The sequence below is a fragment of the Rhizobium sp. WSM1328 genome, assembly GCF_057653715.1.
The window spans coordinates 191,807-214,861 of record NZ_JBYGKO010000005.1 but is presented as its reverse complement, the minus strand read 5'-3'; the positions used below and the strand labels follow the sequence as shown (position 1 = coordinate 214,861).

The 23,055-nt window shown below is 57.7% G+C and carries 21 protein-coding genes and 4 pseudogenes; 9 read left to right on the top strand and 16 right to left on the bottom strand.

The window, feature by feature from the left end; translation table 11 throughout:
* Positions 1-196: 196 nt before the first annotated feature.
* The 6 genes and pseudogenes from AC2444_RS35430 to AC2444_RS35405 all read right to left on the bottom strand — a co-directional run.
* A pseudogene (locus AC2444_RS35430) lies at positions 197-430 on the bottom strand (hypothetical protein); the annotation flags it as partial.
* A gap of 96 nt (positions 431-526) precedes the next feature.
* Positions 527-1,624: an ABC transporter ATP-binding protein gene (locus AC2444_RS35425; RefSeq protein ID WP_012760397.1), complete on the bottom strand. Its 1,098-nt coding sequence runs from the start codon at positions 1,622-1,624 to the stop codon at positions 527-529.
* 9 nt (positions 1,625-1,633) lie between these two features.
* Entirely contained in the window at positions 1,634-2,485 is an 852-nt protein-coding gene (locus tag AC2444_RS35420; RefSeq protein ID WP_017997326.1) for a carbohydrate ABC transporter permease, read from the bottom strand.
* A complete protein-coding gene (locus tag AC2444_RS35415; RefSeq protein WP_017997327.1) occupies positions 2,482-3,399 on the bottom strand; it encodes a carbohydrate ABC transporter permease in 918 nt (305 codons plus the stop codon). Before AC2444_RS35415 ends, AC2444_RS35420 begins: the two co-directional genes overlap by 4 nt.
* A gap of 59 nt (positions 3,400-3,458) precedes the next feature.
* A complete protein-coding gene (locus AC2444_RS35410; RefSeq protein WP_012760400.1) occupies positions 3,459-4,697 on the bottom strand; it encodes an ABC transporter substrate-binding protein in 1,239 nt (412 codons plus the stop codon).
* Between the two features lie 104 nt (positions 4,698-4,801).
* On the bottom strand, positions 4,802-5,497 hold the full coding sequence (locus AC2444_RS35405) for a GntR family transcriptional regulator (protein ID WP_017997329.1): 696 nt from the start codon (positions 5,495-5,497) through the stop codon (positions 4,802-4,804).
* A 61-nt stretch (positions 5,498-5,558) separates the two neighbouring features.
* On the opposite strand from AC2444_RS35405, the gene AC2444_RS35400 reads away from it, so the two are divergent.
* On the top strand, positions 5,559-6,707 hold the full coding sequence (locus AC2444_RS35400; RefSeq protein WP_012760402.1) for a mandelate racemase/muconate lactonizing enzyme family protein: 1,149 nt from the start codon (positions 5,559-5,561) through the stop codon (positions 6,705-6,707).
* A gap of 330 nt (positions 6,708-7,037) precedes the next feature.
* Here AC2444_RS35400 and AC2444_RS35395 read toward each other — a convergent pair.
* A pseudogene (locus tag AC2444_RS35395) lies at positions 7,038-7,233 on the bottom strand (PIN domain-containing protein); the annotation flags it as partial.
* 24 nt (positions 7,234-7,257) lie between these two features.
* Complete coding sequence (locus tag AC2444_RS35390) at positions 7,258-7,719, bottom strand: TspO/MBR family protein (RefSeq protein ID WP_012760403.1); 462 nt, start codon at positions 7,717-7,719, stop codon at positions 7,258-7,260.
* A gap of 112 nt (positions 7,720-7,831) precedes the next feature.
* Here AC2444_RS35390 and AC2444_RS35385 point away from each other — a divergent pair, with 112 nt between their 5' ends.
* Complete coding sequence (locus tag AC2444_RS35385; protein WP_245461318.1) at positions 7,832-8,794, top strand: LysR substrate-binding domain-containing protein; 963 nt, start codon at positions 7,832-7,834, stop codon at positions 8,792-8,794.
* A 357-nt stretch (positions 8,795-9,151) separates the two neighbouring features.
* Positions 9,152-9,370, top strand: coding sequence for a hypothetical protein (locus AC2444_RS35380; RefSeq protein ID WP_245461317.1), 219 nt, complete (start codon positions 9,152-9,154; stop codon positions 9,368-9,370).
* A 248-nt stretch (positions 9,371-9,618) separates the two neighbouring features.
* Here AC2444_RS35380 and AC2444_RS35375 read toward each other — a convergent pair whose 3' ends face one another.
* Positions 9,619-11,058, bottom strand: a complete 1,440-nt coding sequence (locus AC2444_RS35375; RefSeq protein WP_003555083.1) for a purine-cytosine permease family protein — start codon at positions 11,056-11,058, stop codon at positions 9,619-9,621.
* Between the two features lie 287 nt (positions 11,059-11,345).
* Here AC2444_RS35375 and AC2444_RS35370 point away from each other — a divergent pair, with 287 nt between their 5' ends.
* The 5 genes from AC2444_RS35370 to AC2444_RS35350 all read left to right on the top strand — a co-directional run bounded on the left by AC2444_RS35370 (position 11,346) and on the right by AC2444_RS35350 (position 16,126).
* Positions 11,346-12,011: an FMN-dependent NADH-azoreductase gene (locus tag AC2444_RS35370; protein ID WP_003555084.1), complete on the top strand. Its 666-nt coding sequence runs from the start codon at positions 11,346-11,348 to the stop codon at positions 12,009-12,011.
* Between the two features lie 17 nt (positions 12,012-12,028).
* Positions 12,029-13,372, top strand: a complete 1,344-nt coding sequence (locus tag AC2444_RS35365; RefSeq protein WP_017997335.1) for an amidase family protein — start codon at positions 12,029-12,031, stop codon at positions 13,370-13,372.
* 2 nt (positions 13,373-13,374) lie between these two features.
* Positions 13,375-14,259, top strand: a complete 885-nt coding sequence (locus AC2444_RS35360; protein WP_128407785.1) for a polysaccharide deacetylase family protein — start codon at positions 13,375-13,377, stop codon at positions 14,257-14,259.
* A 115-nt stretch (positions 14,260-14,374) separates the two neighbouring features.
* Positions 14,375-14,989 carry a DUF1989 domain-containing protein gene (locus tag AC2444_RS35355; RefSeq protein ID WP_128450271.1) on the top strand — a complete coding sequence of 205 codons (615 nt, stop codon included), beginning with the start codon at positions 14,375-14,377 and terminating at the stop codon, positions 14,987-14,989.
* Positions 14,990-15,157: 168 nt separating this feature from the next.
* The gene (locus AC2444_RS35350; RefSeq protein ID WP_348630200.1) at positions 15,158-16,126 is read left to right on the top strand and encodes a LysR family transcriptional regulator; all 969 of its coding nucleotides are present in this window, start codon (positions 15,158-15,160) and stop codon (positions 16,124-16,126) included.
* Between the two features lie 126 nt (positions 16,127-16,252).
* On the opposite strand, the gene AC2444_RS35345 is transcribed toward AC2444_RS35350, so the two are convergent.
* The 7 genes and pseudogenes from AC2444_RS35345 to AC2444_RS35315 all read right to left on the bottom strand — a co-directional run.
* Positions 16,253-17,029, bottom strand: a complete 777-nt coding sequence (locus AC2444_RS35345) for a sugar phosphate isomerase/epimerase family protein (protein ID WP_245461316.1) — start codon at positions 17,027-17,029, stop codon at positions 16,253-16,255.
* A gap of 169 nt (positions 17,030-17,198) precedes the next feature.
* Positions 17,199-18,116 (bottom strand): zinc-dependent alcohol dehydrogenase, encoded by a 918-nt coding sequence (locus AC2444_RS35340; protein WP_003555099.1) that lies wholly within the window; start codon positions 18,114-18,116, stop codon positions 17,199-17,201.
* A 151-nt stretch (positions 18,117-18,267) separates the two neighbouring features.
* Positions 18,268-18,396 carry a hypothetical protein gene (locus tag AC2444_RS35335; RefSeq protein ID WP_017997338.1) on the bottom strand — a complete coding sequence of 43 codons (129 nt, stop codon included), beginning with the start codon at positions 18,394-18,396 and terminating at the stop codon, positions 18,268-18,270.
* A gap of 763 nt (positions 18,397-19,159) precedes the next feature.
* The gene (locus AC2444_RS35330) at positions 19,160-19,666 is read right to left on the bottom strand and encodes a GNAT family N-acetyltransferase (protein ID WP_128407782.1); all 507 of its coding nucleotides are present in this window, start codon (positions 19,664-19,666) and stop codon (positions 19,160-19,162) included.
* On the bottom strand, positions 19,663-19,959 hold the full coding sequence (locus AC2444_RS35325) for a type II toxin-antitoxin system TacA family antitoxin (RefSeq protein WP_017997340.1): 297 nt from the start codon (positions 19,957-19,959) through the stop codon (positions 19,663-19,665). Before AC2444_RS35325 ends, AC2444_RS35330 begins: the two co-directional genes overlap by 4 nt.
* 295 nt (positions 19,960-20,254) lie before the next feature.
* A pseudogene (locus AC2444_RS35320) lies at positions 20,255-20,446 on the bottom strand (ISNCY family transposase); the annotation flags it as partial.
* Positions 20,447-20,473: 27 nt separating this feature from the next.
* Positions 20,474-21,000: pseudogene (locus AC2444_RS35315) on the bottom strand (aldehyde dehydrogenase family protein); the annotation flags it as partial.
* A 407-nt stretch (positions 21,001-21,407) separates the two neighbouring features.
* On the opposite strand from AC2444_RS35315, the gene AC2444_RS35310 reads away from it, so the two are divergent.
* Complete coding sequence (locus AC2444_RS35310) at positions 21,408-22,688, top strand: DUF3422 domain-containing protein (RefSeq protein WP_012760411.1); 1,281 nt, start codon at positions 21,408-21,410, stop codon at positions 22,686-22,688.
* The last annotated feature ends 367 nt before the right edge of the window (positions 22,689-23,055 follow it).

The following is a 23,055-nucleotide window of genomic DNA, read 5'->3' as shown; positions in this document are numbered from 1 at the left end:
ATAATGCCGGCGCCTGCGTGGATTCAAACGTCATCGCGAGATACGAACCGGCGCCAGTTCTTTTGATCAGCGGACATCCGAGCGCGAGCGCAGGTTACTGTTTCGGTCGCTAGTCAGCCCTAAGCCGCGTTTTCGGCGACGCCTTAAAGACTATATGTTCTTCAGGCCGAAACCCGGAGAGTGGATAATGCGGCGTTCAGCGTTCGAACCGATCCAGCATGCTCTTCAGTTGTGCGTTTTGCAGCCGAAGCTTCCCCGCCAGTTGATCCCGGAGCAGCCTGATTTCTCCATCAAGCCTGATTGCATCGTCGGAAACGATGGCAAGGCGTGGAGATGGTCGCGAAACGACATCGACGACGTCCGCTTTCCTGGCCTGTCTGCGGCGTTTTCGCGCTGTACCTTCGTCAATCCGCGAGGGATTGGGCGCGGCGAAAGACATTCGCAAGAGGGATGGTGGGCAATGTCGAGGTGGCTTTATCCAATGTCATCTTGCTCTCGACAGAGACCGGACTCGCGGTCCGATAATTCACAAGTGCTGTGGGTTAACCCCCGTTTCTATTCGATCCTGAGTTTCAGCATCGAACAGGTTGATGCTCTGCGCATCGACGCTAAAACGAACCTGATCGCTTCTGCGTCCCTGGAAGCGCGCTTCAGCTCTGGCCACGATCGCGTGGTCGCCAACCACAGCGGTGACCATTGTGTCTGGACCCGTTGGTTCCACGACGTCTATCACTCCGTGGATCGCGGCATTATCCCTCTCGACGACCTTAAGCTCTTCCGGTCTTACCCCAAGGACACAATCCCGGCGTCTGGCTGCGCTATCTGGTATACTGACAGGCACGATCACGCCACCGCTCTCAAACCGGGAGCCGCCGTCGTCCGAGATCAATTCGCCCCTGATGAAGTTCATCGCGGGAGATCCGATAAAGCCGGCGACGAACATGTTTGCAGGTCGTTCGTAGATGGTCCTGGGATCGGCAAGCTGCTGGACATAGCCGCCCTTCATCACCGCGACTTTGGTCGCCAGCGTCATCGCCTCGATCTGATCGTGGGTCACGTAGACGATAGTCGTGCCGAGGCGTTCGTGCAGCCTTTTTATCTCGGTCCTCATCTCGACGCGCAGCTTCGCGTCAAGGTTTGAGAGCGGCTCGTCGAAGAGAAACAGATCCGGACTGCGAACAATCGCCCGCCCCATGGCAACGCGCTGCCTCTGCCCGCCGGAGAGGTTGGCTGGAAGCCGATCGAGAAGGTGGCCGATCTGCAGCAGTTCGGCCGCCTTTTGCACCTCCGCCCTGCGCTGCTGCTCCGGAACACCACGCATCTCGAGGCCAAAGCCAATGTTCCGCTCAACCGACATGGTCGGATAGAGCGCGTAGGACTGGAATACCATGGCGATGTTTCGATCCTTCGGTGGGAGGGCCGTCACGGATCGATCGCCGATCGCGATATCACCAGACGACGGCTCATCCAATCCCGCAATGATATTGAGCAAGGTCGACTTGCCGCATCCTGACGGTCCAAGGAGCACGAGAAAGCCACCATCCTCGAGGTCGACGTCTACTCCGTGCAGCACCTTGAATGCGCCATAAGACTTTTGAACATCCCTGATGGACAAGCTCGACATGATCGTCTCCTAACCCTTGACCGCGCCTGCGGTGAGGCCCTGGACCATCGCGCGCTGGACGAACGCAAACAGAATGACGACTGGCAGAATACTGAGCATGCCACCCGCAGCAAGAACGCCCCAGGGCAGTTGAAACTCGCCGACCATCAGTTGCAGACCGACCGGCCAGGTCCTCGATCCCTGTCCGGTCGTCAGCATCAGCGCGAAAATGAACTCGTTCCAGGCGGCGATCGCGATAAACACCGAGCTGGCGACAAGACCGTTGCGCGCGAGCGGCAAGACGATGCGCACCATGGCGCCCAATCTGGTGGACCCATCGATACGGGCGGCGCTTTCAAGCTCTTTCGGGGCCGCGTCAAAGAAACCTTTAAGCATCCAGACGAACAGCGGCAGCAGGAAGCTGGTATAGGCAAGCGCCAAGCCGAAGCGGCTGTCGACGAGGCCAACGGTCCGCATCATCACAAAGAGCGGAATGATCACCATGACGGCCGGGAACATCCGCACCAGGAGGTAGCTGAGCATTAGTCTGTCGCGGCCCCTGAACGATAGCCGCGAGAATGCGTAGGCTGCAAGCGTTCCAGTCAGGACGCAGATCGCCACCGTGATCGTCGTCACCACCAGGCTGTTTGTGATCAGCACCGGAAAATTCGATTGCGTCCAGATTGCGCGGTAGTTCTGCAACGTAATCGTGCGGGGAATGTACTGCATCTGGGAGGTCACGATGTCGGCTTCGTTCTTCAGGGACGTCAAAAACATCCAGACGATGGGTCCGAGGCAGAAAGTCGTCATCATCAAGAGCACGGCATAGGTCAGGATATCGGCCATGAGGCGGCGACCGCGACGGGTTTTGAAAATCGTCATTCCTTGGAGACCCGCGTGAACTTGATGTAGAGGGTTGCGAACACCATGAGGATGACGAACATGACGACCGAGAGTGCCCCGGCATATCCGAAATTGAATTCGCGATAGGCGGTTTGGAAGGCATAGAGCGACAGCACCTGCGTGGCGTTTCCTGGCCCCCCACCTGTCAGAACAAGCAGCAAATCGGGTGAGTTCACCAGGCTGATCACGCGCAGGATAACGGCCGCGGTGATCACCGTTCTCAGCATCGGCACGGTGATCAGTTTGAACTGCCGAACCGGCCCTGCGCCGTCGACAGCAGCGGCTTTGTAAAGATCTTCGGGAATGCCTTTGAGACCGGCCAGAAACAGCAGTGCGAAGAATGGAAACCCATGCCATGCCTCAACAAGGATAGTCGCGGCCAGGGCTGTGGCCGGATCGGCGAACCATGCCTTGTAGGTGCTCAACACGCCGCTGCGCACCAGCAGATCGTTGATGACACCCAGACGAGGGTCGAGCAAAAGCGCCCACATATGCCCTGCGACAACGTTCGGCAAAAAGTAGGGAAGCAGGATCAACACACCAAATAGCTTCGTGCCTGGAACATTGCGGTTCAGCGCGACTGCGGCGATGAAGCCAAGTGTCACCTCGATTGCGATGGCTGCGGCCACCCAGATCGCCGTGTTCTTCAATGATATCCAAAACACCCGATCCGACATCATCGCGACGTAGTGCTTTGCCCCGACCCAGCCGTTGAGAGCTGGTCGGGTGAGACGCATTTCACGTACACTGATGACGAAGCCATAAAGGGTCGGATAGGCGACCACCAGCAAAAGCAGGATCAGGCTCGGAAACAGCAGAAAGTAGACCCAGTAGCGTGTTTCGGACAGGTCGCCGAGAAGCGTAAGTGGACCACGGTGCAAGGCTGGCTTCATTTTTTCACGGCGACTTGCCGTCCTCTGGGACGCGACGACTTCTCGTCGCGTCGGCTTCACTACCGGAGCGCGGTCTCCAGACCCTCGATCATTCGGTCGACGGCCTGCTCAGGGGTGAGTTGACCCGTCAGAACGGATTGGAACGTGGGATTGACGACATTTTCGGACCAGCCCGCAGCGCCGACGAAACTGTTCGGCAGACGACCGAAGTCGAGCGTCTGCGAAGCGGCTTGGTAGATTGGATTGGTCTTGATGCGCTCATCCTCAAGCGCTGCCGTTGATGCCGGGAAATAACCCGTCGCTTCCAACAAGGCTATCGCAGCGTCTTTTTCTCCCCAGAAGCTGATCCAGTCCCAGGCAGCGTCGATATTGTCGTCCTTCATGATGCCGTTGCCGGCGTAGGCAACACGCGCGATATGTGCCTTCGGTCCCGCGGGCATTGGAGCGGTGGCGAACTGCTCTCCCGGCTTCAAGGCGGCCGAGATTTCGATCAGCGATCCGGTATGGTGCCAGACCATGGCTGTCTGGCCAGTTCGGAAACCTTCCATGATCTGCCGATAGCTGTCGTTCGGCACACTTGGAGGAACGACTTTCTCTTTCAAGAACAGACTTGAGTAGAAGGTGATCGCCTCCACCGCGGCAGCCTTATCGATGGCCGCCTGACCGTCCTTTACAATTGGCGAGCCAAAGGCCTCCATGACGTCGATGACGTATTTGAACGCCCCCGCGCCCCCGCGCATTCCGAAAGCGTAGCGTCCCTTTGCCGGATCGGTGAGCTTCCGGCAAGCGGTGACAAACTCATCAAAAGTCCTTGGTGGGCCCGAAAGGCCCGCTTCTTCGAAATAGTCTTTCCGGTAGTACATCCAGTCGACGAAAGCATAGGCCGGAACCGCGTATATCGCGCCGTCCTGAGACATGCCAGCCCACCGGTTGTCCGGCAGATTGGCTTTTCCCTTCCATCCTTTTACCCGCTCGGTGATATCGGTCAGCGCGCCCATCGCCGTCAGATCGGCAAAGCGTTCCGCAATGACCATTCCGGTGTCGGGCCGCCCGCCGGCCACGACAGCCGATGAAACCTTGGCCATATATTCCGAATTCGGAATGCTCTCTTGTGTGACCGTGATGCCTGGATGGGATTTCCCAAACAGCTCGATGATTTTCACCAGGCCGGCCATTTCCGACTGGCTGGCGAAGTGATGCCAATAATTGATCGCTGTGGCAGCACTTGCGGAGCGGACACCACTGGCAAGCGCTAGCGCTGCTGTCGCAACAAGGAATTCGCGTTTGGTGATCTGCATCTCTTCATCCTCCCAGATATCAGAATGGCGATCTGATCGATCAGATGGAGATAGCAGCCTTTTGCATGCACGGCAACACCGGAGTTGACCTAGATAGCCTGGGATCAAGCCAAGCCGAGATTGCGATTTATCGCCGCCTGGAAATGGGCTTGAAGCGCCTTCTCGGCCGTGTCGGCGTTTCTCGAAGAGCATGCTTCAAGGATTTCCAGATGCTCCTTCAGCGTTCGAATAAGCATGGGGGGCGTCACCTTGCGCTCCAATCGCAGCAAACGCAGATAGTTGTGCATGCGCCGGTATGCGGTATCGATGAGTGGATTGCGCAAGGCGGCGATGATTTGACCGTGAAGATCGAGCTCGATGAGGTCCATTTCCGCAATATGGTCAGGCGTTAGACCATCCTTCTCGAGCTTTCGCAAAAGCCTGGAATGCCGGACTTCCAGGCTGTTCATCAAGTCCTCTCCGGCTTCCTCGGCGAACACGCGAATCGCTGAGCGTTCAATGATCGCGCGGAATTGGTACGTCGAGCGCGTCAGCTCAAGGCCGGGCCTCACGAACTGGATGCCGGAACGAGGATGGATTGTCAGAATGCCTTCGGCTTCCAGCATGCGCAACGCATCGCGAAGCGGCGCAACTGGCACGCTGACAATCTCGGACAGTTCGCTTTGGGAGATAAATGCGCCAACAGGGACCCTTCGTTCAAACAGGCTTTCGAGGATGCGATCATAGGCGAGATCGCTGAGCCGGGGGGCAGCGACCTCCGGTACAGTTGCCTTCGCTTTGCGCGCTTGCGATTTCTTCATCCGTCCGATAATACCTCTGATAGATCAGTTATCAATATAAAGCGATCAGAAAGCACGCTCCATGCCCCTATCCGGATTTCGTATAACCCGATTTCAATTCGCCCGCGACAGGGTAATCGGCGACAGTCAGGTCCGTGCAGATGACGTCAACGTGGCCGCTCTCGAACTTATCGGCGAAACCGGAAAGGTTGGGCTCGGCTTTATTCAAACGCTCTTTCATCCCCTGCCGGATCAAGCAGAGATCGAAGCCGTGTTCAAGCATGAAGCATGGCCCGCGATCGCGGGGCAAGAAGCGATCGGGCTGGTCCATCGCGTCAACCGCCCGCGAGGCGGCAATCAGCGGGCTTTCTCGCTGCCGTTTCACGAAGCTCTTCAGGTCGCATTGTGGGACCTGGCGGCCAAGGAAGTGGGATTGCCTTTGCATAAGCTGCTCGGAAGCCGCCGTGACCGGGTCCGCGCCTATGCCAGCGGTCTAGACTTTCATCTCAGCGACGAGGCATTCCGCGCGCTGTTCTCGCACGCCGCCGCCCTCGGCTACCAGGCATTCAAGATCAAGGTCGGTCATCCCGACTTCCGGCGGGACATGCGCCGGCTCGACCTGCTCAAAGAGGTCGTCCCCGCCGGGTCGCAGATTATGATCGACCCGAATGAAGCCTGGAATTCCAAGGAGGCGCTCGTCAAATTGACGGCGATCCGCGATGCGGGCCATGACCTGCTGTGGGTAGAGGATCCAATTCTTCGCCATGACTTCGAGGGCTTGCGTACGCTCCGTCACGCCGTGAACTGGACGCAGATCAACAGCGGAGAGTATCTGGATGCCAGTGGAAAGCGTCTTCTCATGGAGAACTTCGCAACCGATCTGCTCAATGTTCATGGCCAGGTCACGGACGTCATGCGCATCGGATGGCTGGCTGCCGAGCTTGGCATTCCGGTTTGCTTGGGAAATACGTTCCTGGAAGTAGGCGTCCACATGGCCGTCGCACTCCCGGAAGTCGAGTGGCTCGAATACTCGTTCCAGAATTTTGATCACCTTGTGGAGCAGCCGATCCTAATTCGCGATGGATTCGCCTATGCTCCCGATCGGCCAGGTCATGGTCTTGTTCTTAGCGAAGTATCACGTGAGCAGTGGTCGCGCCCGAAGCGACTAATTGGTTCGGAACTTGGTGAACCACCTGAAAATTCACGCCTTCCTCGTTTGAATGGAATGTGATGCGCAAGCTCGTTGGGCCGTTTGATGCGGTAATGTCTTCTGGCAAAGCCTTATGGTGTCGGTTTTCCTCACCGTCATCATGCCTGGTGACAGCGTCTTGATCCCGGACACAGGTTGTCCACCGGTCGCCGGTTTCTGTGAGAATTATCTGAAACCATCAGGAATCTCGTGAAGCTATCTGCCTTGCCGCCCAGACCAACCATCTGTGAAGCAATGCAGATCCCGTCCTCCGGAATTCGAAGATACCGAATGAATAACTATGCAATCAGTCGCTGAGCATAGCCGGGCTTGATGGGAGTCGAACCCACGGCACCTAAAATCACAGGATGTTTATGGGAGCCAGGGGCTAATCACTTTCAACCCAGCGACCTCAAAGGGCTTGTGTCGCGAGTTGCGACGGCAAGGCCGTTCGCTACGGCGGTGGCCGCAATATATCCATCCGCCTTGCGATCGCCTTCCGTTCGGCAAAATGGGGAAGCACTTCGTCCTCCAGGCGATCGCGAAGGATAGTTTGCGGTTTGCCTGAGGAGCACCTCGGAAATAATCCATCTCAGTTGAGCGCCAGGATTGCCGCGTTCAATGCGGAAGCATAACACAGCCAGACAATATACGGTGCGAAACACCAGAACGCCCACCCGTCACGAGCCTTGGCCATAAAAAACATAGCAACCGCCGACAAGCTCAGGATCGTTATCAGCCCCAGCGAGATAGAGTGGGCACCAAAGAAGATCGGGGTCCACGCCCAATTCAACACCATCTGCAATCCCCAAAGACGGAACGCCGACGAGCTGAAACCTTCGCTCAACGCTACGCGCCAGCCCGCTATCGCGATCAGCAAATATACGACTGTCCACACTGGACCGAACACCCAGTTTGGAGGGGTGAAGAACGGCTTCTCGAGCGACTCGTACCACGCGCCCGGCCTGATGGTTAGACCGATCGCGAATCCGACACCCACGACGCCAATGACAAAAATCGCCAGAAGAGGCGGCCGAACCTTGATACTGCTCATTCGCCTGAGCCTCCATGCTCGATTTCACGGAATATTTTCCCGAACAGATAGCCGTGCAAGATCGCGATGATGCATCGAGCCGCACCTGAAGCGCCGACGACCAGGTCTGCCGATGCCGATTGAAGGTATCAATCCGCGACAGCAGAAAAACGATTGTGGTTGGCCGAAGAAGAAATTACCAGAAGGCATGAGATTACGACAACTCGAATGCTTTCGCGCGCTCATGCTCCACGGCACCATGACCCGCGCCGCGGAAATGCTTAGAATGTCGCAGCCTGCCGTCAGCACCACGATTGCCGCACTTGAACATTCGATTGGCCTGACGCTTTTCGTCAGACGTGGTTCGCGGCTGCATCCGACCCCCGAAGCCCAGCTATTTTACGTTGAAGCAAGCAAGGCCCTCGACGCGATCGAAGGAACTGCGCAGGCCGCGCGGGAGATCAGGTCCGGCCGGCGCGGTTCCCTCAGCATCGTTGCCTATCCCAATGTTTCGATAAGCTTGCTGCCACGGCTCATGTCATCGTTCGCGGCGGACAGGCCCGACCTGCAACTCAAGATCATCACGCGGCCATCCCAGGCGGTCAAGGAACTAATCTCTACGAATACATTCGACATCGCGATCTCCGAACTTCCGACGAATTATCCTATCTCGCATATGGAGGTGTTCTCGTTCGATTGCGTATGCATGCTTCCGAAGGGACATCCGCTGTGTCGCTTCGACACGCTCACGCCACGAGAGCTCGACGGAATTCCCTTCGTGACTCTTTTCAAGGGCGATCCCCTCTACCTCAGTATCGCCGCTGCTTTTTCAAAGATGAATGCCGCCTGGAATGTCGTTGTTGAGACGGAATTCCTCACGAGCGCTTGCGAATTCGTCGCTTCCGGTCACGGCGTCGGGCTTATCGACCCTGTGATCAGCGCGGCCTTTACCGACAAGGTCGAACTGCGCCCTTTCGAGCCGACGATCACATACCAGATCGCCATTCTTTACCCCATTCACGACCAGCTATCGCGTGTAGCACTGGATTTCGTGGAGATCCTGCGCAAGGCTTTCAATGACGGTCGCGTGGATTAGCGGCCTAGGTTTTCCTGACGCGGGCGTATGGTCATGAAACGGAGCCACCGGACGTTTACCGAGTCCGTGTGAAGCCGTGCGTATATTTCGGTTCGATCCCCGACCCACACTCGAAAAACCCCGCCAGCGCGAGATAAAACCAAGCCATTTCGGCATCCTTGAAGCCGTCGGTCCTGTCCACCCCCTCAAAGGGCGGGCAGGATTTTTAAGTCGGGCTCAATCCCGCAGCGGTGGATACCAGGAGTCGGGTTCCGGATAGTCCCAGTCATCCGGGAACGCATATGTCTCGAAGCAGGTGGTTGTATCCTCCTCGGTGGCGAAGAATGCGAAGTGGTTACGCCCCATCCACGACCCCGATTGTATCTTCTTGAAACCGCGGCGCTCGAATTCCGCAATCCGTTCCTCGAAGGGGATATTGTTGCAGTCATAGGCCACGTGATGAATGCCTTCGCCGTGCGCCTTGAGGAAGTCCGCGAAGATCGTCGGGCCGAGACCGGCTCCATCAGTTCCCAGACCATATTGCCAGACTGCGCAAAGCAGACGGTGAGCTCGAATGAAACCGCTTCACCCCTGTAGGTCTGGTTTTCCGTGTTTTCGGGGCTGAACTTGTAGACGCGCCAAGGTCCAATGCCGAGCTTCAGCAGGCCGTCCATGGTACGTTTGTGATCGCTCGTGACGATCGCCAATTCCACCACGTTGCCGAGGAAAGAATCGGTTTCAGCCCCGCCGGAAAGCGCCTTCAGGACGCTGTCCTGTTGAAGAACGATAGTCATTGCATTTCCTTTTCTCGGAGAGATGGTCGCGCTGCCGCGACCCCTTCGGTCTCATTCGCCACGGACAGGCAACGTCAGTGCGGACGCGCCGACATCCGCGGTCCTTCGGAGCTTGTGAGAAACGATGTAGGCCATGAACGCGACGACAAAGCCGGCCAGCCAGGAAAGATCAATTCCGCCCAGGCCAAGGGCAAGGGGGCCTTGAAGGACTTCGACGACGCTCATCTGGAAGAGATAGGCAGCGAAGACGCCGACCAGCAATGACAGGACGCCGGTCCAGTTGACGTCACCGAGCCGGCTCGTCGTGTGCGGCTTGTACAATTCGTCGACATTGATCGACCCGCGGCGCATAACGAAGAAATCGGCAGCGGTTACGCCAGCCCAGGGGCTGATCCAGACGACCATCGTCACCATGAACGTTTCGAACGCATGCGCGAAATCTTGCGACTGCATGAAGCCGTAGAGAATGATCGATCCCGCAACGCCGCAAGCGAGCGAAACGACCCAGCGGGGCTTGTTGATATCCATGGCAAGGCTTGAAAGCGCGGCGGAATAAATGACGACGATGTTCGTTGCGATCGGCCCGTGAACCAGCACGAGCAGGACCGGCAAGGCCATCACGCCAAACGCCGCGATGATGAGCTGGGCCGGATCGGACCCGACGCCGGCGGAAGCAATCGCCGCGCCGAGCGTGGCGAGCCAGACCGTGGGCACGAACATTCCCAGGAACGTTGCCTTGAAGACGCTGGACGGTTTCAAGCCTGGTTTTGAAAACCGCGTGTAGTCAGACGCATAGACCAGCCAGGATATGCCCCAGCCAATACCGATTGCCGTCATCAGCTGGCTCATCGCGGACCACCGCGCGATACCCGTGACTGTTGAGGTGGACCATTGGATATCAACCGTAAAAGACGCCATGAATGTCATCGCGACCATGATCAGCAGGATCGCCGGCATCGTGTAGCGCTCGAAATACTTGATCGCATTGAAGCCCCAGGCGGCTATCCCGATCTGGACCACCATGATGACGAGGGCGATCGCATATTTCACCTCCATCCCACCACCAATTCCCATGCGATCGAGCGCAGCGACCGAAAGATCGAGTACGATCCAGGTGTTCGTCGCCACCCAGCCCATCGCCATGAGAAGCTGCACGAAAGTCGGCAGGTAGGCGCCGCGGCGACCGAAGGCGAGGCGAGTGAGAACCATCTGCGGAACGCCGGTTCGGTATCCCATGAGGCAGAATGTGGCGAAAAGCGCTGCCCCCACGAGATTGCCGATCGCAATGACGAGAAACGTATCCCAGAGGCTAAGCCCCATCTGGATTCCGAGCGCTCCCAGAACCCAGTTGATCGGAGCGACGTTCGCGCCGGCCCAGATCCAGAATTGGTCGAGTGGTGACGACGTTCGGTGCGACACTGGAACCGGCGCGATGCCATGGACGTCGTATGCCGACAGTTCGTCTGAGGTGAAATTGGCGGATTTTGACATTGGATTCCCCTGTCAGGTTGTTGCTCCTACTCCCGGACGCCACTTTCCGCAGGTGTGACAGATTTATGAAAATGAAAACTTCTCAACCCGGGTTGAGCCAAAGTGGAAAGTAGGGGAGAAGCATGTAAGACGGGATTGCTTGGCAGCCCTATATGGCTGCCTCTGCGTTCTGGCCGGGATTTATTCTTAAGTTTAACTCAAGAGTTCCAAAAGAAACCTCAATAACGCATGCATGCCGATCTGCGCGATGATCCAACGGTCTTAGATCTTCAGCGAAAGGCATATTCATGACCACGATTTTGCATATTGATGCGAGCCCTCGCGGCGACCGATCCTTAAGCCGTCGGCTTTCTGCGGCCTTTGTCGATCACTGGAAGACAAAGGATCCGTCGGCGGTCGTCATAACGCGTGATATCGGACGGTCTCCACCGCCGATCATCACCGAAGAATGGATCGCCGCCGTCTTCACGCCCGCCGAGACGCTCACTCCGGCTCAACAGCGGGAACTGAAGCTCTCCGACACCCTCATCGACGAGGTCGGCCGTTCAGACCTGATCGTCATCGGCGCGCCGATGCACAATTATGGAATGCCCGCGGCTCTCAAGTCCTGGTTCGACAAAGTCATCCGGATCGGGAAAACCTTCACTTTCGATCTTCAAAGAGGCGACTACCCCCTGGCACCGATCATGTCGGGCAAGACGCTCGTCATACTCAGCGCGAGAGGCGAGTTCGGCTTCGGCGTCGGTGGGGTTCGCGAACACATGAACCATCTGGAGACGCACATTGTCACCTGCGCCAACTATCTCGGCGTCGAAGAGAGCCACGTGCTTGCCATCGACTATCAGGAATTCGGCGACGAAAGGCATGAAAAATCGGTCCGGGAGGCTTTTGAGGCGGTGCCGTGCCTCGTCGACCAGCTGATCGGCCAAGTTTGCCCGATCGCTGCCGAGTGAGCCGGAAAGAACTCCAAATGCAAAGCCTTTCCGAAGTCGCGCTGGCCCTTGCCACCGGTCGAACAACATCGATGCAGCTTGTCGATGAGGCATTGTCGCGGGCCGTCTCCGCGCCCCATGCCTTCATATCCATCCAGGCCGATCAGGCTTTGGTTCGGGCCGAAGCGTCGGATCGTCGCCACCGGGAGGGCAAGCCGCTGAGTGCCTTCGACGGTGTTCCGATTGCGGTCAAGGATCTCCTCGACATTGCCGGAACCGTGACGACCGCGGGATCGGAGATCCGCAGAAATCTGGCACCGGCCCGAGAGGATGCCGAGGTTGTCTCCTCGATCCACGGTGTGGGGCTCATATCGATCGGAAAAACAAACCTCAGCGAGTTTGCGTTCTCCGGCCTTGGCATCAACCCCCATTTTGGAACTCCGATTCCCGGCTATGCCCCGGAACAGCGCGTCCCGGGCGGGTCGTCTTCAGGCTCGGCGATCGCGGTCGAGCGGGGCGTCGTCCTCGCCGCTATCGGCTCCGATACGGCCGGGTCCATTCGCGTTCCCGCCGCTTTCAACGGCTTGCACGGATTTCGGCCCTCCACGGGTCGATATCCCATGCGGGGCGTCCATCCGCTTGCCAGCTCCTTCGATACGCTTGGCCCCATCGCGCGCTCCGCTTCGGATTGCCTGCTGATCGATCAGGCCATGCGCGGGATCGCCCCGGAGCCTGTCCGCCCCCTCCCGACGGACCAACTCGATCTCGTGATCGATAGCGCGATCCTCAATGAACTGGATGTCCAGCCCGACGTCAGGAAAAATCTGGAAATCGCGCTGGCAGCGGTTGCGCGGGCCGGTGCCAGAGTGACCTCCGGCCGCGTCGATGTCATTTCACGGGTGCGCGACCTCATCGCCACAAGCGGCTGGTTGGGTTCCCATGAGGCGTGGATTTTTCTGAAGGACGTCGTGACAAGCAAGAACGGTATCATCCTGGACCGTAGGGTCCGTTCGCGGCTCCTCGCATCATCAGGGTTTTCTCAGGAGCAGGTCACCACGCTTTACCGCGAGCGGCGACAACTCATGCTCGACGCGGCACAGGCACTCAGAGGCCGGATACTTGTCATCCCCACGGTCAAACATGCGGCTCCGCACCTTCTCGATGTGGAAGACGACGACGTGTTCTCGCGGGTCAACCTGGAAACCCTGTCGCTGACGATGATCGGAAGCTTTCTCGACATGCCGGGCTTCGCGATCCCGACCGGCACTGACGGTTCCGGCGGCAATACCTCGGCTCTGTTCTCAGCACCGAATGGCCACGATGGCCGCCTGCTTCGATCGGCGGTCCGCATCGACCATATTCTCAGATCACAAGGAAAATAACCATGATCCAGAACCCGATCCCCTGGCCAAACGGAGCACGATGCGCCTGCTCGATCTCCTTCGACATCGACGCGGACAGTCTCATCCATATCGCGAAACCAAAAGACAGTTTCGACCGTTTGTACCCGATCACCATGGGCAGGTACGATCAGGTTGCCGTCCCGCGCATTCTGGAGACCTACAGGCGCCTTAGTCTGAAGCAGTCCTTCTTCATCCCGGCCTGGACGATGAACCAGTATCCCGACATCGTTGATGCCATCTTGGCGGGCGGCCACGAGATCGGCCATCACGGATACATCCACGAGGACCCGAGCGAGATTTCGCCGCCGGAACAGCGCCACTGGTTCGAAAAGGCGCTCGACGTGCATGTCAGGATGACGGGACGCAGACCGCGGGGATACAGAGCGCCCGTCTACAACGCGACTCAGTCGACGATCGACCTCCTGATCGAACACGGCTTCACCTACGATTCATCCCTGATGGCGGACGACATTCCCTACAGAATGAAAACCGCGGGAGGCGCGCTTTTCGAGGTGCCGCCGCACTGGGGCTCGGACGACTGGCCTCCCTTCGCGCATTTCGCGGAGATCGGCTACATGATGCCCGTAAAGTCGCCGACGGAAGGTCTCGCGGCCTCCTTCGAGGAGTTCGATGCGCAATACGAGGCTGGTGGATTCTGGATGGGCATCTGGCACCCGTTCCTGACGGGGCGTCTGGCCCGATGGCGCGTCGTCGAGCGCTGGCTTGAACACACCCTTTCCACGAAAGATGTCTGGTTCGCTCCGCTGGAGGAAATTGTGTCCTATGTCGATGAGCTGGAAAAGGCCGGCCGTTATCAGGCGCGGACGGATGATCTACCCTATTACGCCAAACCTGTCGCCCTGTGATCGGTTCATTTGATTATAGGTTTTAGCTATAGTGAATGCCATTATTATTATTGGAATTCGCTAAGCCACTCTGCTTCTTTGATTCACAACGATACGACACGGAAGGTCTCGAGGAATGAACAAGCAGACAGAGCTGGATTCGAATTCGGTGTATCGGATTCCCGCCCGAAAAGGGATCGCCGCACATGTCGCCGCCGGTCGCGTGGTCACCGTCATCAACACCCATGGATCCCAGGTTGTCGATACTTGGGCCTATAACGCAACCGACCTGACCGAATTCATGTCGATGGAGCACAGCCGGGCGTCGATGCTCACCTTGTTTCCGAAAGCCGGGGATGTATTCAAGACGAACAGGCGCCAACCGATTCTCACCATCGTCGAGGATACGACCCCCGGTATCCACGATACGTTGATGGCAGCCTGCGACATTCACCGATACGGACAACTCGGTGCACACGGCTATCACGACAATTGCACCGACAATCTCCACAATGCGCTTGCGGCAATCCAGCTCAAGGCCGGGGGAACCCCGAGCCCTCTCAACCTGTTCATGAACGTTCCGGTCGAAGCCGACGGTGCCCTTTCATTCCAGCCTCCGGCCAGCAAGCCGGGCGAGTACATCGCCCTCAGGGCGGAGATGGATCTCATCATCGTCTTCTCCGCCTGCCCCCAGGACATGGTACCCGTAAACAACATGGACCCGACCGAGGCGCATTTCAAAATCGGATGAAGACGGCGCGCTCCGCCGGACAGGCGGGTTTTGTCTTTCCATGGATGCGGGTATCGATATCAGATAGCAGGACCGCCCAGGACGTTGCGTCCGGCCGGCATCAAGGCTTCAACGGCTCTAACAAGGATGGAATAGTTCTATCGCCCTTCCAAGAGATGCAGCCGTGTTATGAAGACCCGCCGATCCATACGTCGAGGAGCTGGAATGCGAAAACTTCCCCCGCTGAATTCGTTGAGGGCCTTCGAAGCTGCCGCAAGACACGGCAGCTTCACCGCAGCGGCGAAAGAACTCTTCGTCACGGTCACGGCCGTGAGCCACCAGATCCGGCAACTGGAAGAATTGATCGACAAGAAGCTCTTCGAACGCTCGGGAAGGGCAGTCGTCCTGACCGAGGCGGGCGCTGCGTTTTATCCGAGATTGCGTGACGGCTTTGATCAGTTGGCCGAAGCCTTTGCTCAGGTTTCCGGAGAAAAAGAAGCCGATGTCGTCGCCGTCTCGATGACGAAGGTGTTAGCCGAGCGCTGGCTCATGCCGAGGCTCGACCGGTTTCATTCCGCTTTTCCCGATGTCGTCGTAAACGTCCACGCCTCGGAAAAAGTGGTCGACCTCCGGGCCGAAAGCATCGATCTCGCCATACGGTACGGGCCGGTCGATCTCGCGGCGAAACCGATGATACTTCTGCGGGACGTCTATCTGGCCGTGGCCGCCTCATCGATATCGAACTCCGAGCGGCAGCCCGTGATCGACCACTACCGCAAGCGCCCCCTGCTTGCCTACAAGTGGAAGAACCCCGCATTCCCTTGCCCGACGTGGTCGACGTGGCTGGCGGAGACGCCGCACGAGGTTGGCGGCGATTTCAAGATATCCTGGTTCAGTGAAGAGACACTGGCCATTCACGCCGCCGAACGTGGCCTGGGTCCATTGCTGACGAGCAATGTACTCGTCGATGAGAAACTGCGCGACGGAACGTTGCGCAGAATTGAGGGACCCATTCTGCCCGGCTATGCCTATCGCCTGATCGAGGGCCCGTCATTTGGCAAGAAGAAAAGCGCGGTCCGGTTTGCCGACTGGCTGAAGGAGGAAGCCGTGACATTTGCTCGCGGCATTCCGCATCCGATGAACACCCCTTCCACCTGAAAGGTTTCGCCTGCGGCTCGTTCAGCGTGCCTGCTCGATGTGTTCGGGAGTATAAACGAACGGTGACGCGCCTGGGGCGCACGGCCCGTCCAATCGTCACAAGAGTTTCGTAGCTGGTCACCGCTCTTAAACAACCCCTGCGCTGCGTGCGACCGTCTTGATGTGCGCGAGGCCACGCCGATAGCCGGGCACATCGAAATGCTCGAGCATGAGCGGAACTTCGCGCCCGAGTTTGGCAATCTCGGTGACATAAGCCTTGTAGTCGAGATTACCTTCGCCGGGCACGACTTCATCCAAATGGAAAGAGATCGTTCCAGGTCCGCCTTTCATCACCAGATCCTTCGCGTGGCACGAAACGATCCAGGGTCCAAGAAGGGCGAAACAATCTTGGATCATCCTTCCTGTATTGAAATAGAGCCGCGGCGAGATGACCATATTTGCCGCATCAATATGGGCTCCGAACTGCGGCCGGTCGATCGCCTTTAACAATTTGAGATAGTTTTCCGGGGTATCGGTCACCAGCCACGGCACCATCTCCAACGAGAACTTGGTGCGCTTGGGCTTCACCATATCGATGACATAGCGGGCCGTATCGACCGCGCGCTGGAATCCAGCCTCGCTTTGATTGTCTGGATGCGGGCCATAGTCGTAATTGTCGCTCAGCTGCCACCGGTCATCGGGATGGCCAACGGTTCCGTGGTAGGCGACGATGGCGCCTGCTCCCAGTTCGTCCGCCAGAGCCAGTTGATGCACGGCATATTCGAGATTGGCTTTCCGCGTCACATCATCATGGGCAATGAGGTTTTTCCAGGCACCTCCCTCGGCAATGACGAGATCGGCGGCGGCGAAGCTTTTCACCAGATCGGCGATTTCTTGGCGGTTCTCGAGCTTGATGGTCGGCATGTAGGCCGCGTTGTACCCGAATTCCACATGTGCGCGCATAGGCTTCGGGATCACCCCCATATTCGATCCCATAGCCACCGAGTCTGAACGTCATGAATAGTCTCCCAAATTGATTCTGTTGGCGGGCGGCGGCCAACGCGTCCCCGGCCGCATCTTGTCTCTGAGGCCTTCAGGCCTGAGGAATTTTGCCCGGATAGAGCAGCACCTTTCCGCAATTGCCGGTTTCCTGAAGAGCAAAGGCAGACGCGACCTCCGACATGGCGAAACGATGCGTGGTCAATCTGTCGAGAAGCGGCCTGGCATCGCGCACGCGCTGCAACAACTCTTCGGCGAAGACGTCATGGTTCCAGTGCCAAGCGCCAAAGATGTCGATGCCCTTGCCCGTGATGCGGTTGACCGGTAGCGAACCGCTCCAGGTGACGAAGGCAAGCCTCCCCCGCGCCCGCAGCAACTCCAGGACCACTGCGGGAGCGCCCTCATTGTTACTGGTGTCGAGGGCCGCATCCACGCCATAACCGCCGCTTGCGGCCCGCACCTGCTCGATAAGGTCCGGCGCACGGGGGTCGATGACCAGCTCTGCTCCCAACTCCTGCGCCAGTGCAGCGCGATATGGGTTCAATTCGAGCGCGATGACGCGCGCGCCAATTGTTCGCGCATTGATGATCGCCCCAAGGCCGACGGCGCCGCAGCCGGAAATCAGCATGGTATCCTGTGCGGTTACGTGCATGCGGTGCATCGCCGTGAAGCTCGGACCGAGGGCACAAATCGCCATTGCGGCGTGATGCGTCTCGATGTCGTCAGGGACAAGTTGCAACAGGTAATCCGGCTTCAACAGGAATTCGGCGTAACAGCCGATGCCGGACGATGAACCCGTCTCGTCCAAAAGATCGCGCTGCGAGGTGCAGTGGATATGTTCCCCCGAGCGGCAAGCCGGGCAGACGCCACAGCCGGCATGCGGCATGACGATGACGCGGTCGCCGACCTTCAGGCGCTTTGATTGTGCGGCATCGACAACAACGCCGACCGCCTCATGACCGAGCTCACACGAAAGCTTGCCAGAACGCCAAGATTGCCATTCCGTGCACATGGGCGCGATCAGGACCTGGATCTTGACTATATCACCGGAGGCTTGCGGTTCCGGCCGTTGGGAGACCTGCGCCTGACGCGGTCCAAGGATTTCTACACAAAGAATGTTCGTTACTCCTGCTTTTGCAAATTAGTGACGACACGGGCTGAGCCTAGCCCTTGACCGCGCCCATGGAGAACCCGGCCTGAAGGTGCTTTCTGAACAGAAGGTAGAGGACGAGCAGCGGCAGGCTGGAGATCACGACCGCCGCAAACAGAAAGCCGAAGTAGGTGCTGGGCAACGGTTCGTAGCGTTGCTCTAGGCTTTTGCTGGTTCATTTGGTGACATCGCTACCTTTTTATTGCAAGTCGCCATCGGACTCGTAATCGGAGCTGGCTGTCCAATCAAGAACTGGCTCCGGTATCGTTGCGCTATCAAAGCGTGATAAGGTGCGCGATTGGTGAGATCGTCAACGGGGATTACCACAAGCGCCTAACCTTTTTCACCATGCGCGAATGGCAGGCGTGGGATGGCATCCACAATCGCGCGATGATCGCTTGAAAGGCTCCCAAGCGTCGGCACCAAAATGTTAGAATGGGGCGCTCTACAAACGGCAAAGTCCAGCCTCATCCAGTTCAGGAGCTGGAGGACAGTGCGAGAGGCATCCTCTTTATCTCGATCGTGATCACGCCCGCATTGTCATGGCGACGATAATTCCCCGGAATCCATCGCATGGAATCCATTTTCCACCGCCCAGGCGACTATCATATCCGCGTTCATCAAGGTCCTGCTTTAGGAGATGCGGACGTGCCTTCTCTCGCTGTCCCGCTCGCGCAAATCGCTTCGCAGTCCGACGGATACCGTAACTGAATCACTCTAATCCAGCCAAATCTGTCCAAGATTACAGTTCCCGCTCAGGTGTTGCGAGAAAGACTCGAAGCAATCGTTGTAAATCGGTGCGACTGAGCCGAGGCCCCGCCCGTTAGTGCTCTTGAACGGACCGGAACCCTCGGCACCTCATTACTTTCGCCGAAGTTCGTGATTTGGTTTCAGCGATTTAGCAATCAGCTTGGTAAGGAGGTCAACGCGTTGTTGAGGTCATGCAACCCGACTAGCAGCATCATGGGGTCGGACGGGGAAGGCAGGAAACCAACCGCTTCGTAGAAGGCTCGTGCGTCATGCGAGATCGCATGGACCAAAACGCCGCGAATCCCCAGTATCTCGGCGGCATTGATCAAGCGCAGACCTGCATCGCGCACTAACGCCCTGCCGAAACCACGTCCCTGATAGGTTTGATCAATGGCAAGGCGTCCAAGCACGGCGACTGGTATCGGATCAGGCATGTTCCGCCGGAAACGCCCCGGCGCTTCCGATTGCCTTACCGCGCCGGAAGCGAGGGCGTAGTAGGCGATGACGCGGTTCGCCTCACACACGACGAAGGTACGTGATGCGCCGCGCGCCTGATTGGCGCGGGCGCGGAGACGCAGCCAATCGTCAAGCTCAGGGACACCAGAATGGAATTCGGCTAGCTCGTGATGGTCACCAAGTGGCGCGGGTACGCTTAAGGTCACACCTCATCCCACGGCGCTTTGGTCGACATGGTGCGTTTAAGACGCTCATTGGGCTGTGTTGGCGCATCGAGCCGGGCCAGATACTCAGCGTAGATTTCTGCGCTGACAGTGAAGATCGTCCGGTCAAGTAGTACTTCCTCGGCACGGCGCTCGGAAGCCTCCAGCATGAAATCTGTACGTGTCTTGCCTAGCATCTCGGCGGCGCGGTCAATCAAGTTGCGCGTCGAAGGCTTGATGCGCATATTCAGCGCCACGCTTGCGTCCGGGCTTTTGCCTGTGTGCGAGGTCGGCATGGGAAGCTCCTGTCTAGAAGGACCATATAGCGTAACGACATCATCTTTACAAGGTAAGTTCGTAAAGATGATGTCGTTACGCGTTCATTCTCAGCTCTTGAAAGGATCGGAACGCCGGACCCACTATTTCGACTTGTCAAAGCTGGTTAGAGCCGCGACGGTTCTAGCCAATTAGAAACGCGACACTTGTTCCTCGGATCAGCCCCCGATCCGACCGGCTAGGCCGGGTTGCTAGGGAGGAGCGGGGGCTGATGAGATGCCTTCGGCTTTAGCGTTGAGATATGCTCGCCACCATTCATTCTGCAGCCTCCATACGAGCCAGAGCTTTCTGTCGCTTAGCAATCAAGTCCGGATCGCTCATGAAATCCTTCCTTTTACCCGGCTTGCGCCCGCGCTTCTGATATCCGTGGCTCGTGCTGCCGTCGCGAATGCCAAACATATGATCTGTCTGTCCAGTGCGACGAGGGCCGCTTTTGCTGCGCGGCTGTAACGGCAACAGCCCGGCGCCTCTTTAAGGTGATAGTTCACTGGGCTTGAGGACGACGGTACAGCCTGCCGCAATCGCGGGAGCGCCTTTCGCAGTTAAAGTGGCCCGTTCCAGGGGGTGATCAGCGCACAAACCCCGATCGCCTCCTTGGCGGTCGCGGTACGCTCATCAATCGTTACGAAGCGGTACTTCTAGAGAGTTTCCATCTGGACACGGATGTGCTCGGAAGCAAAAGGAACCTGGGAAGCCCGCGCGAAGCTGATCGCCGCCCCCATTTCCATAACAAGCGCCTCCGCGAACGTCTCTGCTCTTTCTTTCAGGAGAGAATGCATCCTGCCGAGCAGACCGAGCCGTTCAGCCACCGATGTTTGAGAAAAGGCTGGGAACGCGTCGCGCGCAGCAGCAACCGCGAGATCGACGTGATCAGCACCGCCCGCAGCAATATGCCCGACAACACGTTCCGACGCGGGATTCACAACAGGCAGACGGTTTGCGTCCCCAGATTCCTGCCATTTCCCACCAATGTAAAACTGATCCTCGCGTTCGGTCAGCATAACTTCACCTCGCGTCACAATGTTGCGGCCATTTTGAGCTGCCCGAGCAGGATGCCTGGAAAGACTAGAAGATGACAATGCATGTCGTCTGAATGGTTGCTTAAGACGCGTGTTAACAAGGAAACGGTTCGTCGGACCTGACGAAGGTGTTATCGGCCTTACCTCCCGTATGTCCGTTCAAAAGCTCGGAGGTGTGCATGGGGGCACGCTCGGCGTCAGCCGACCGAGTGTCTAGTCCTGTTAACAGGAAAGCAACGCCCCTGGCTTGCCGCACAAGTCGACCGCTACAGCTCGCACCTCGACGAGGGCGCCAAATCATTTGCACTCACGCAGGGCTTTTCAAGTTGACTGCATTGGCTTCATATAGGCTTGCCGATGGTGTGCTTTCGGAAATGGGGAAGACAGACATGAATTCAAAGGGCGCAGAGGAAGCATTCTTCCCAACGGGGTCTGCTTCCGCACCACAGGTGTCTCGTCCAGCTGCTTTTGAACAGAAGCCCGCAGACTTCAACTCGGAGCTTCACGCTCGACCGTCGATTTATTTCACCGGTCCGGCGATCGTCGAACACTTTGCTTTCATGCCGTCGGATGGCGTGATCAAGGAGTTCCACGATAGTCTCCAAGCTGATGGTGGAATTTCCGTCAGAGTGGAACGGCACACTGAGTTCGTGACTGTCACGCGGGTCCGAAAATTGGCCAGCGAGCCCGAGGATTGGCCGGAAACTGACCTTTGTGAGGGTGATTTTGCGCGGCTAGCAGGGTTGAGCTCTCCTCTCCTCGTTTGCCACGTGAGTATCCTTGTCCTCGGAAACCCTCCGGACCAGCTGGGAACGGTTCTAAAATCCCTCGACTTCGGCGACACCGCCGCGTCATCAATCGGCGGCGGGGCGGCGCAAGTTTGCTCCGATTTTCGCGTTCGAGGGGACAATTCAAGCAGGATCATCCTGTTCAACAAGGACCTGAATGCACATCGGCTGGGGCGCATGGTACGGCGGATCTTTGAGATCGAAACCTATAGGTCAATGGCGCTGCTCGGATTGCCGGAGGCGCGTCGTCTTGCCCCGCTTCTGGGCGGATATGACGCGGAGCTCGTTCGGCTGACCAATCGAAACTTGAGTACGCCTGCACATCAGCACAAGCAATTGCTCGAGGAAATTACTGTTCTCTCCTCGCATATCATTTCAGCCACCGCGGAAACCAGAAACAGGTTTGGCGCAACCGCTGCCTATGCCAAAATCGTTGAAGAAAGGATCGCGCTTTTACGGGAAACCCATGTCCCCGGCTTTCAACGTTTCGGAACCTTCGTGGAGCGCCGGTTCAAGCCTGCGGTGCGTACCTGCGAAGCAACCGCGTTGAGGCTTGAGCACCTATCAAGGGCTGCGATGCACCTGCTCGACCTGCTACAAACCCGAATCCAGGTCGAGATTGAGTTCCAGAACTCTACACAGATCCAGGCGATGGCTGATCGGGCCGCGACGCAGGTCAAGATCCAGCGCGCGGTCGAAGGCTTTTCGATGATCGCGATTAGCTACTACTTGCTGAGCTTGCTGAAATTTATATTTGAGACAGCAGACCACGCAGGATTCCATTTCGATCCGATGATCATGCTCGTCGCTGTTCCGGTGGTTGTGGGATCTGTTGTGATTACCATCCTCCGCGTCAAGCATGCCTTAAAGGCAGAGAGCTAGACGTAGCGCAGCCCGACAGTGTGGCAGCATGGACACCTGCGGCCTCGATGCAACGCGTCCGACAGGTCAAAGATCCGGCGTTTCGGATAGCCTCTCAGCGAAGTATGCGCGGAGTTGAACCTGTCTCTCGCCGAAAGAATTTTACAAAATTGGTCGCTTCGTCAAAGCCAAGGCGACTGCTGATTTCCGAGATCGGCAATAGTATAGGCCGGCAGACGTTTTGCTTCGAGACTGATTCGATCAACGCGCTCATTCCTGCGATGCTAAGAGTTGCGCGGGCAGAATTGGAAAGCGGGCGCAGAGAAGGAACAGGTGTCCGCGGTGGACGGAAGCTGCGCTTCCTTTCCTGGAAGCGGCACGGATAAGG

What these genes read in the sequence shown, in the direction of transcription:
- AC2444_RS35425 (WP_012760397.1), bottom strand. Translation starts at nt 1,624, where the DNA reads ATGTCGAGCTTGTCCATCAGGGATGTTCAAAAGTCTTATGGCGCATTC.
- AC2444_RS35420 (WP_017997326.1), bottom strand. Translation starts at nt 2,485, where the DNA reads ATGACGATTTTCAAAACCCGTCGCGGTCGCCGCCTCATGGCCGATATC.
- AC2444_RS35415 (WP_017997327.1), bottom strand. Translation starts at nt 3,399, where the DNA reads ATGAAGCCAGCCTTGCACCGTGGTCCACTTACGCTTCTCGGCGACCTG.
- AC2444_RS35410 (WP_012760400.1), bottom strand. Translation starts at nt 4,697, where the DNA reads ATGCAGATCACCAAACGCGAATTCCTTGTTGCGACAGCAGCGCTAGCG.
- AC2444_RS35405 (WP_017997329.1), bottom strand. Translation starts at nt 5,497, where the DNA reads ATGAAGAAATCGCAAGCGCGCAAAGCGAAGGCAACTGTACCGGAGGTC.
- AC2444_RS35400 (WP_012760402.1), top strand. Translation starts at nt 5,559, where the DNA reads ATGCCCCTATCCGGATTTCGTATAACCCGATTTCAATTCGCCCGCGAC.
- AC2444_RS35390 (WP_012760403.1), bottom strand. Translation starts at nt 7,719, where the DNA reads ATGAGCAGTATCAAGGTTCGGCCGCCTCTTCTGGCGATTTTTGTCATT.
- AC2444_RS35385 (WP_245461318.1), top strand. Translation starts at nt 7,832, where the DNA reads ATGCCGATTGAAGGTATCAATCCGCGACAGCAGAAAAACGATTGTGGT.
- AC2444_RS35375 (WP_003555083.1), bottom strand. Translation starts at nt 11,058, where the DNA reads ATGTCAAAATCCGCCAATTTCACCTCAGACGAACTGTCGGCATACGAC.
- AC2444_RS35370 (WP_003555084.1), top strand. Translation starts at nt 11,346, where the DNA reads ATGACCACGATTTTGCATATTGATGCGAGCCCTCGCGGCGACCGATCC.
- AC2444_RS35365 (WP_017997335.1), top strand. Translation starts at nt 12,029, where the DNA reads ATGCAAAGCCTTTCCGAAGTCGCGCTGGCCCTTGCCACCGGTCGAACA.
- AC2444_RS35360 (WP_128407785.1), top strand. Translation starts at nt 13,375, where the DNA reads ATGATCCAGAACCCGATCCCCTGGCCAAACGGAGCACGATGCGCCTGC.
- AC2444_RS35355 (WP_128450271.1), top strand. Translation starts at nt 14,375, where the DNA reads ATGAACAAGCAGACAGAGCTGGATTCGAATTCGGTGTATCGGATTCCC.
- AC2444_RS35350 (WP_348630200.1), top strand. Translation starts at nt 15,158, where the DNA reads ATGAAGACCCGCCGATCCATACGTCGAGGAGCTGGAATGCGAAAACTT.
- AC2444_RS35345 (WP_245461316.1), bottom strand. Translation starts at nt 17,029, where the DNA reads ATGCCGACCATCAAGCTCGAGAACCGCCAAGAAATCGCCGATCTGGTG.
- AC2444_RS35340 (WP_003555099.1), bottom strand. Translation starts at nt 18,116, where the DNA reads ATGTGCACGGAATGGCAATCTTGGCGTTCTGGCAAGCTTTCGTGTGAG.
- AC2444_RS35325 (WP_017997340.1), bottom strand. Translation starts at nt 19,959, where the DNA reads ATGCCGACCTCGCACACAGGCAAAAGCCCGGACGCAAGCGTGGCGCTG.
- AC2444_RS35310 (WP_012760411.1), top strand. Translation starts at nt 21,408, where the DNA reads ATGAATTCAAAGGGCGCAGAGGAAGCATTCTTCCCAACGGGGTCTGCT.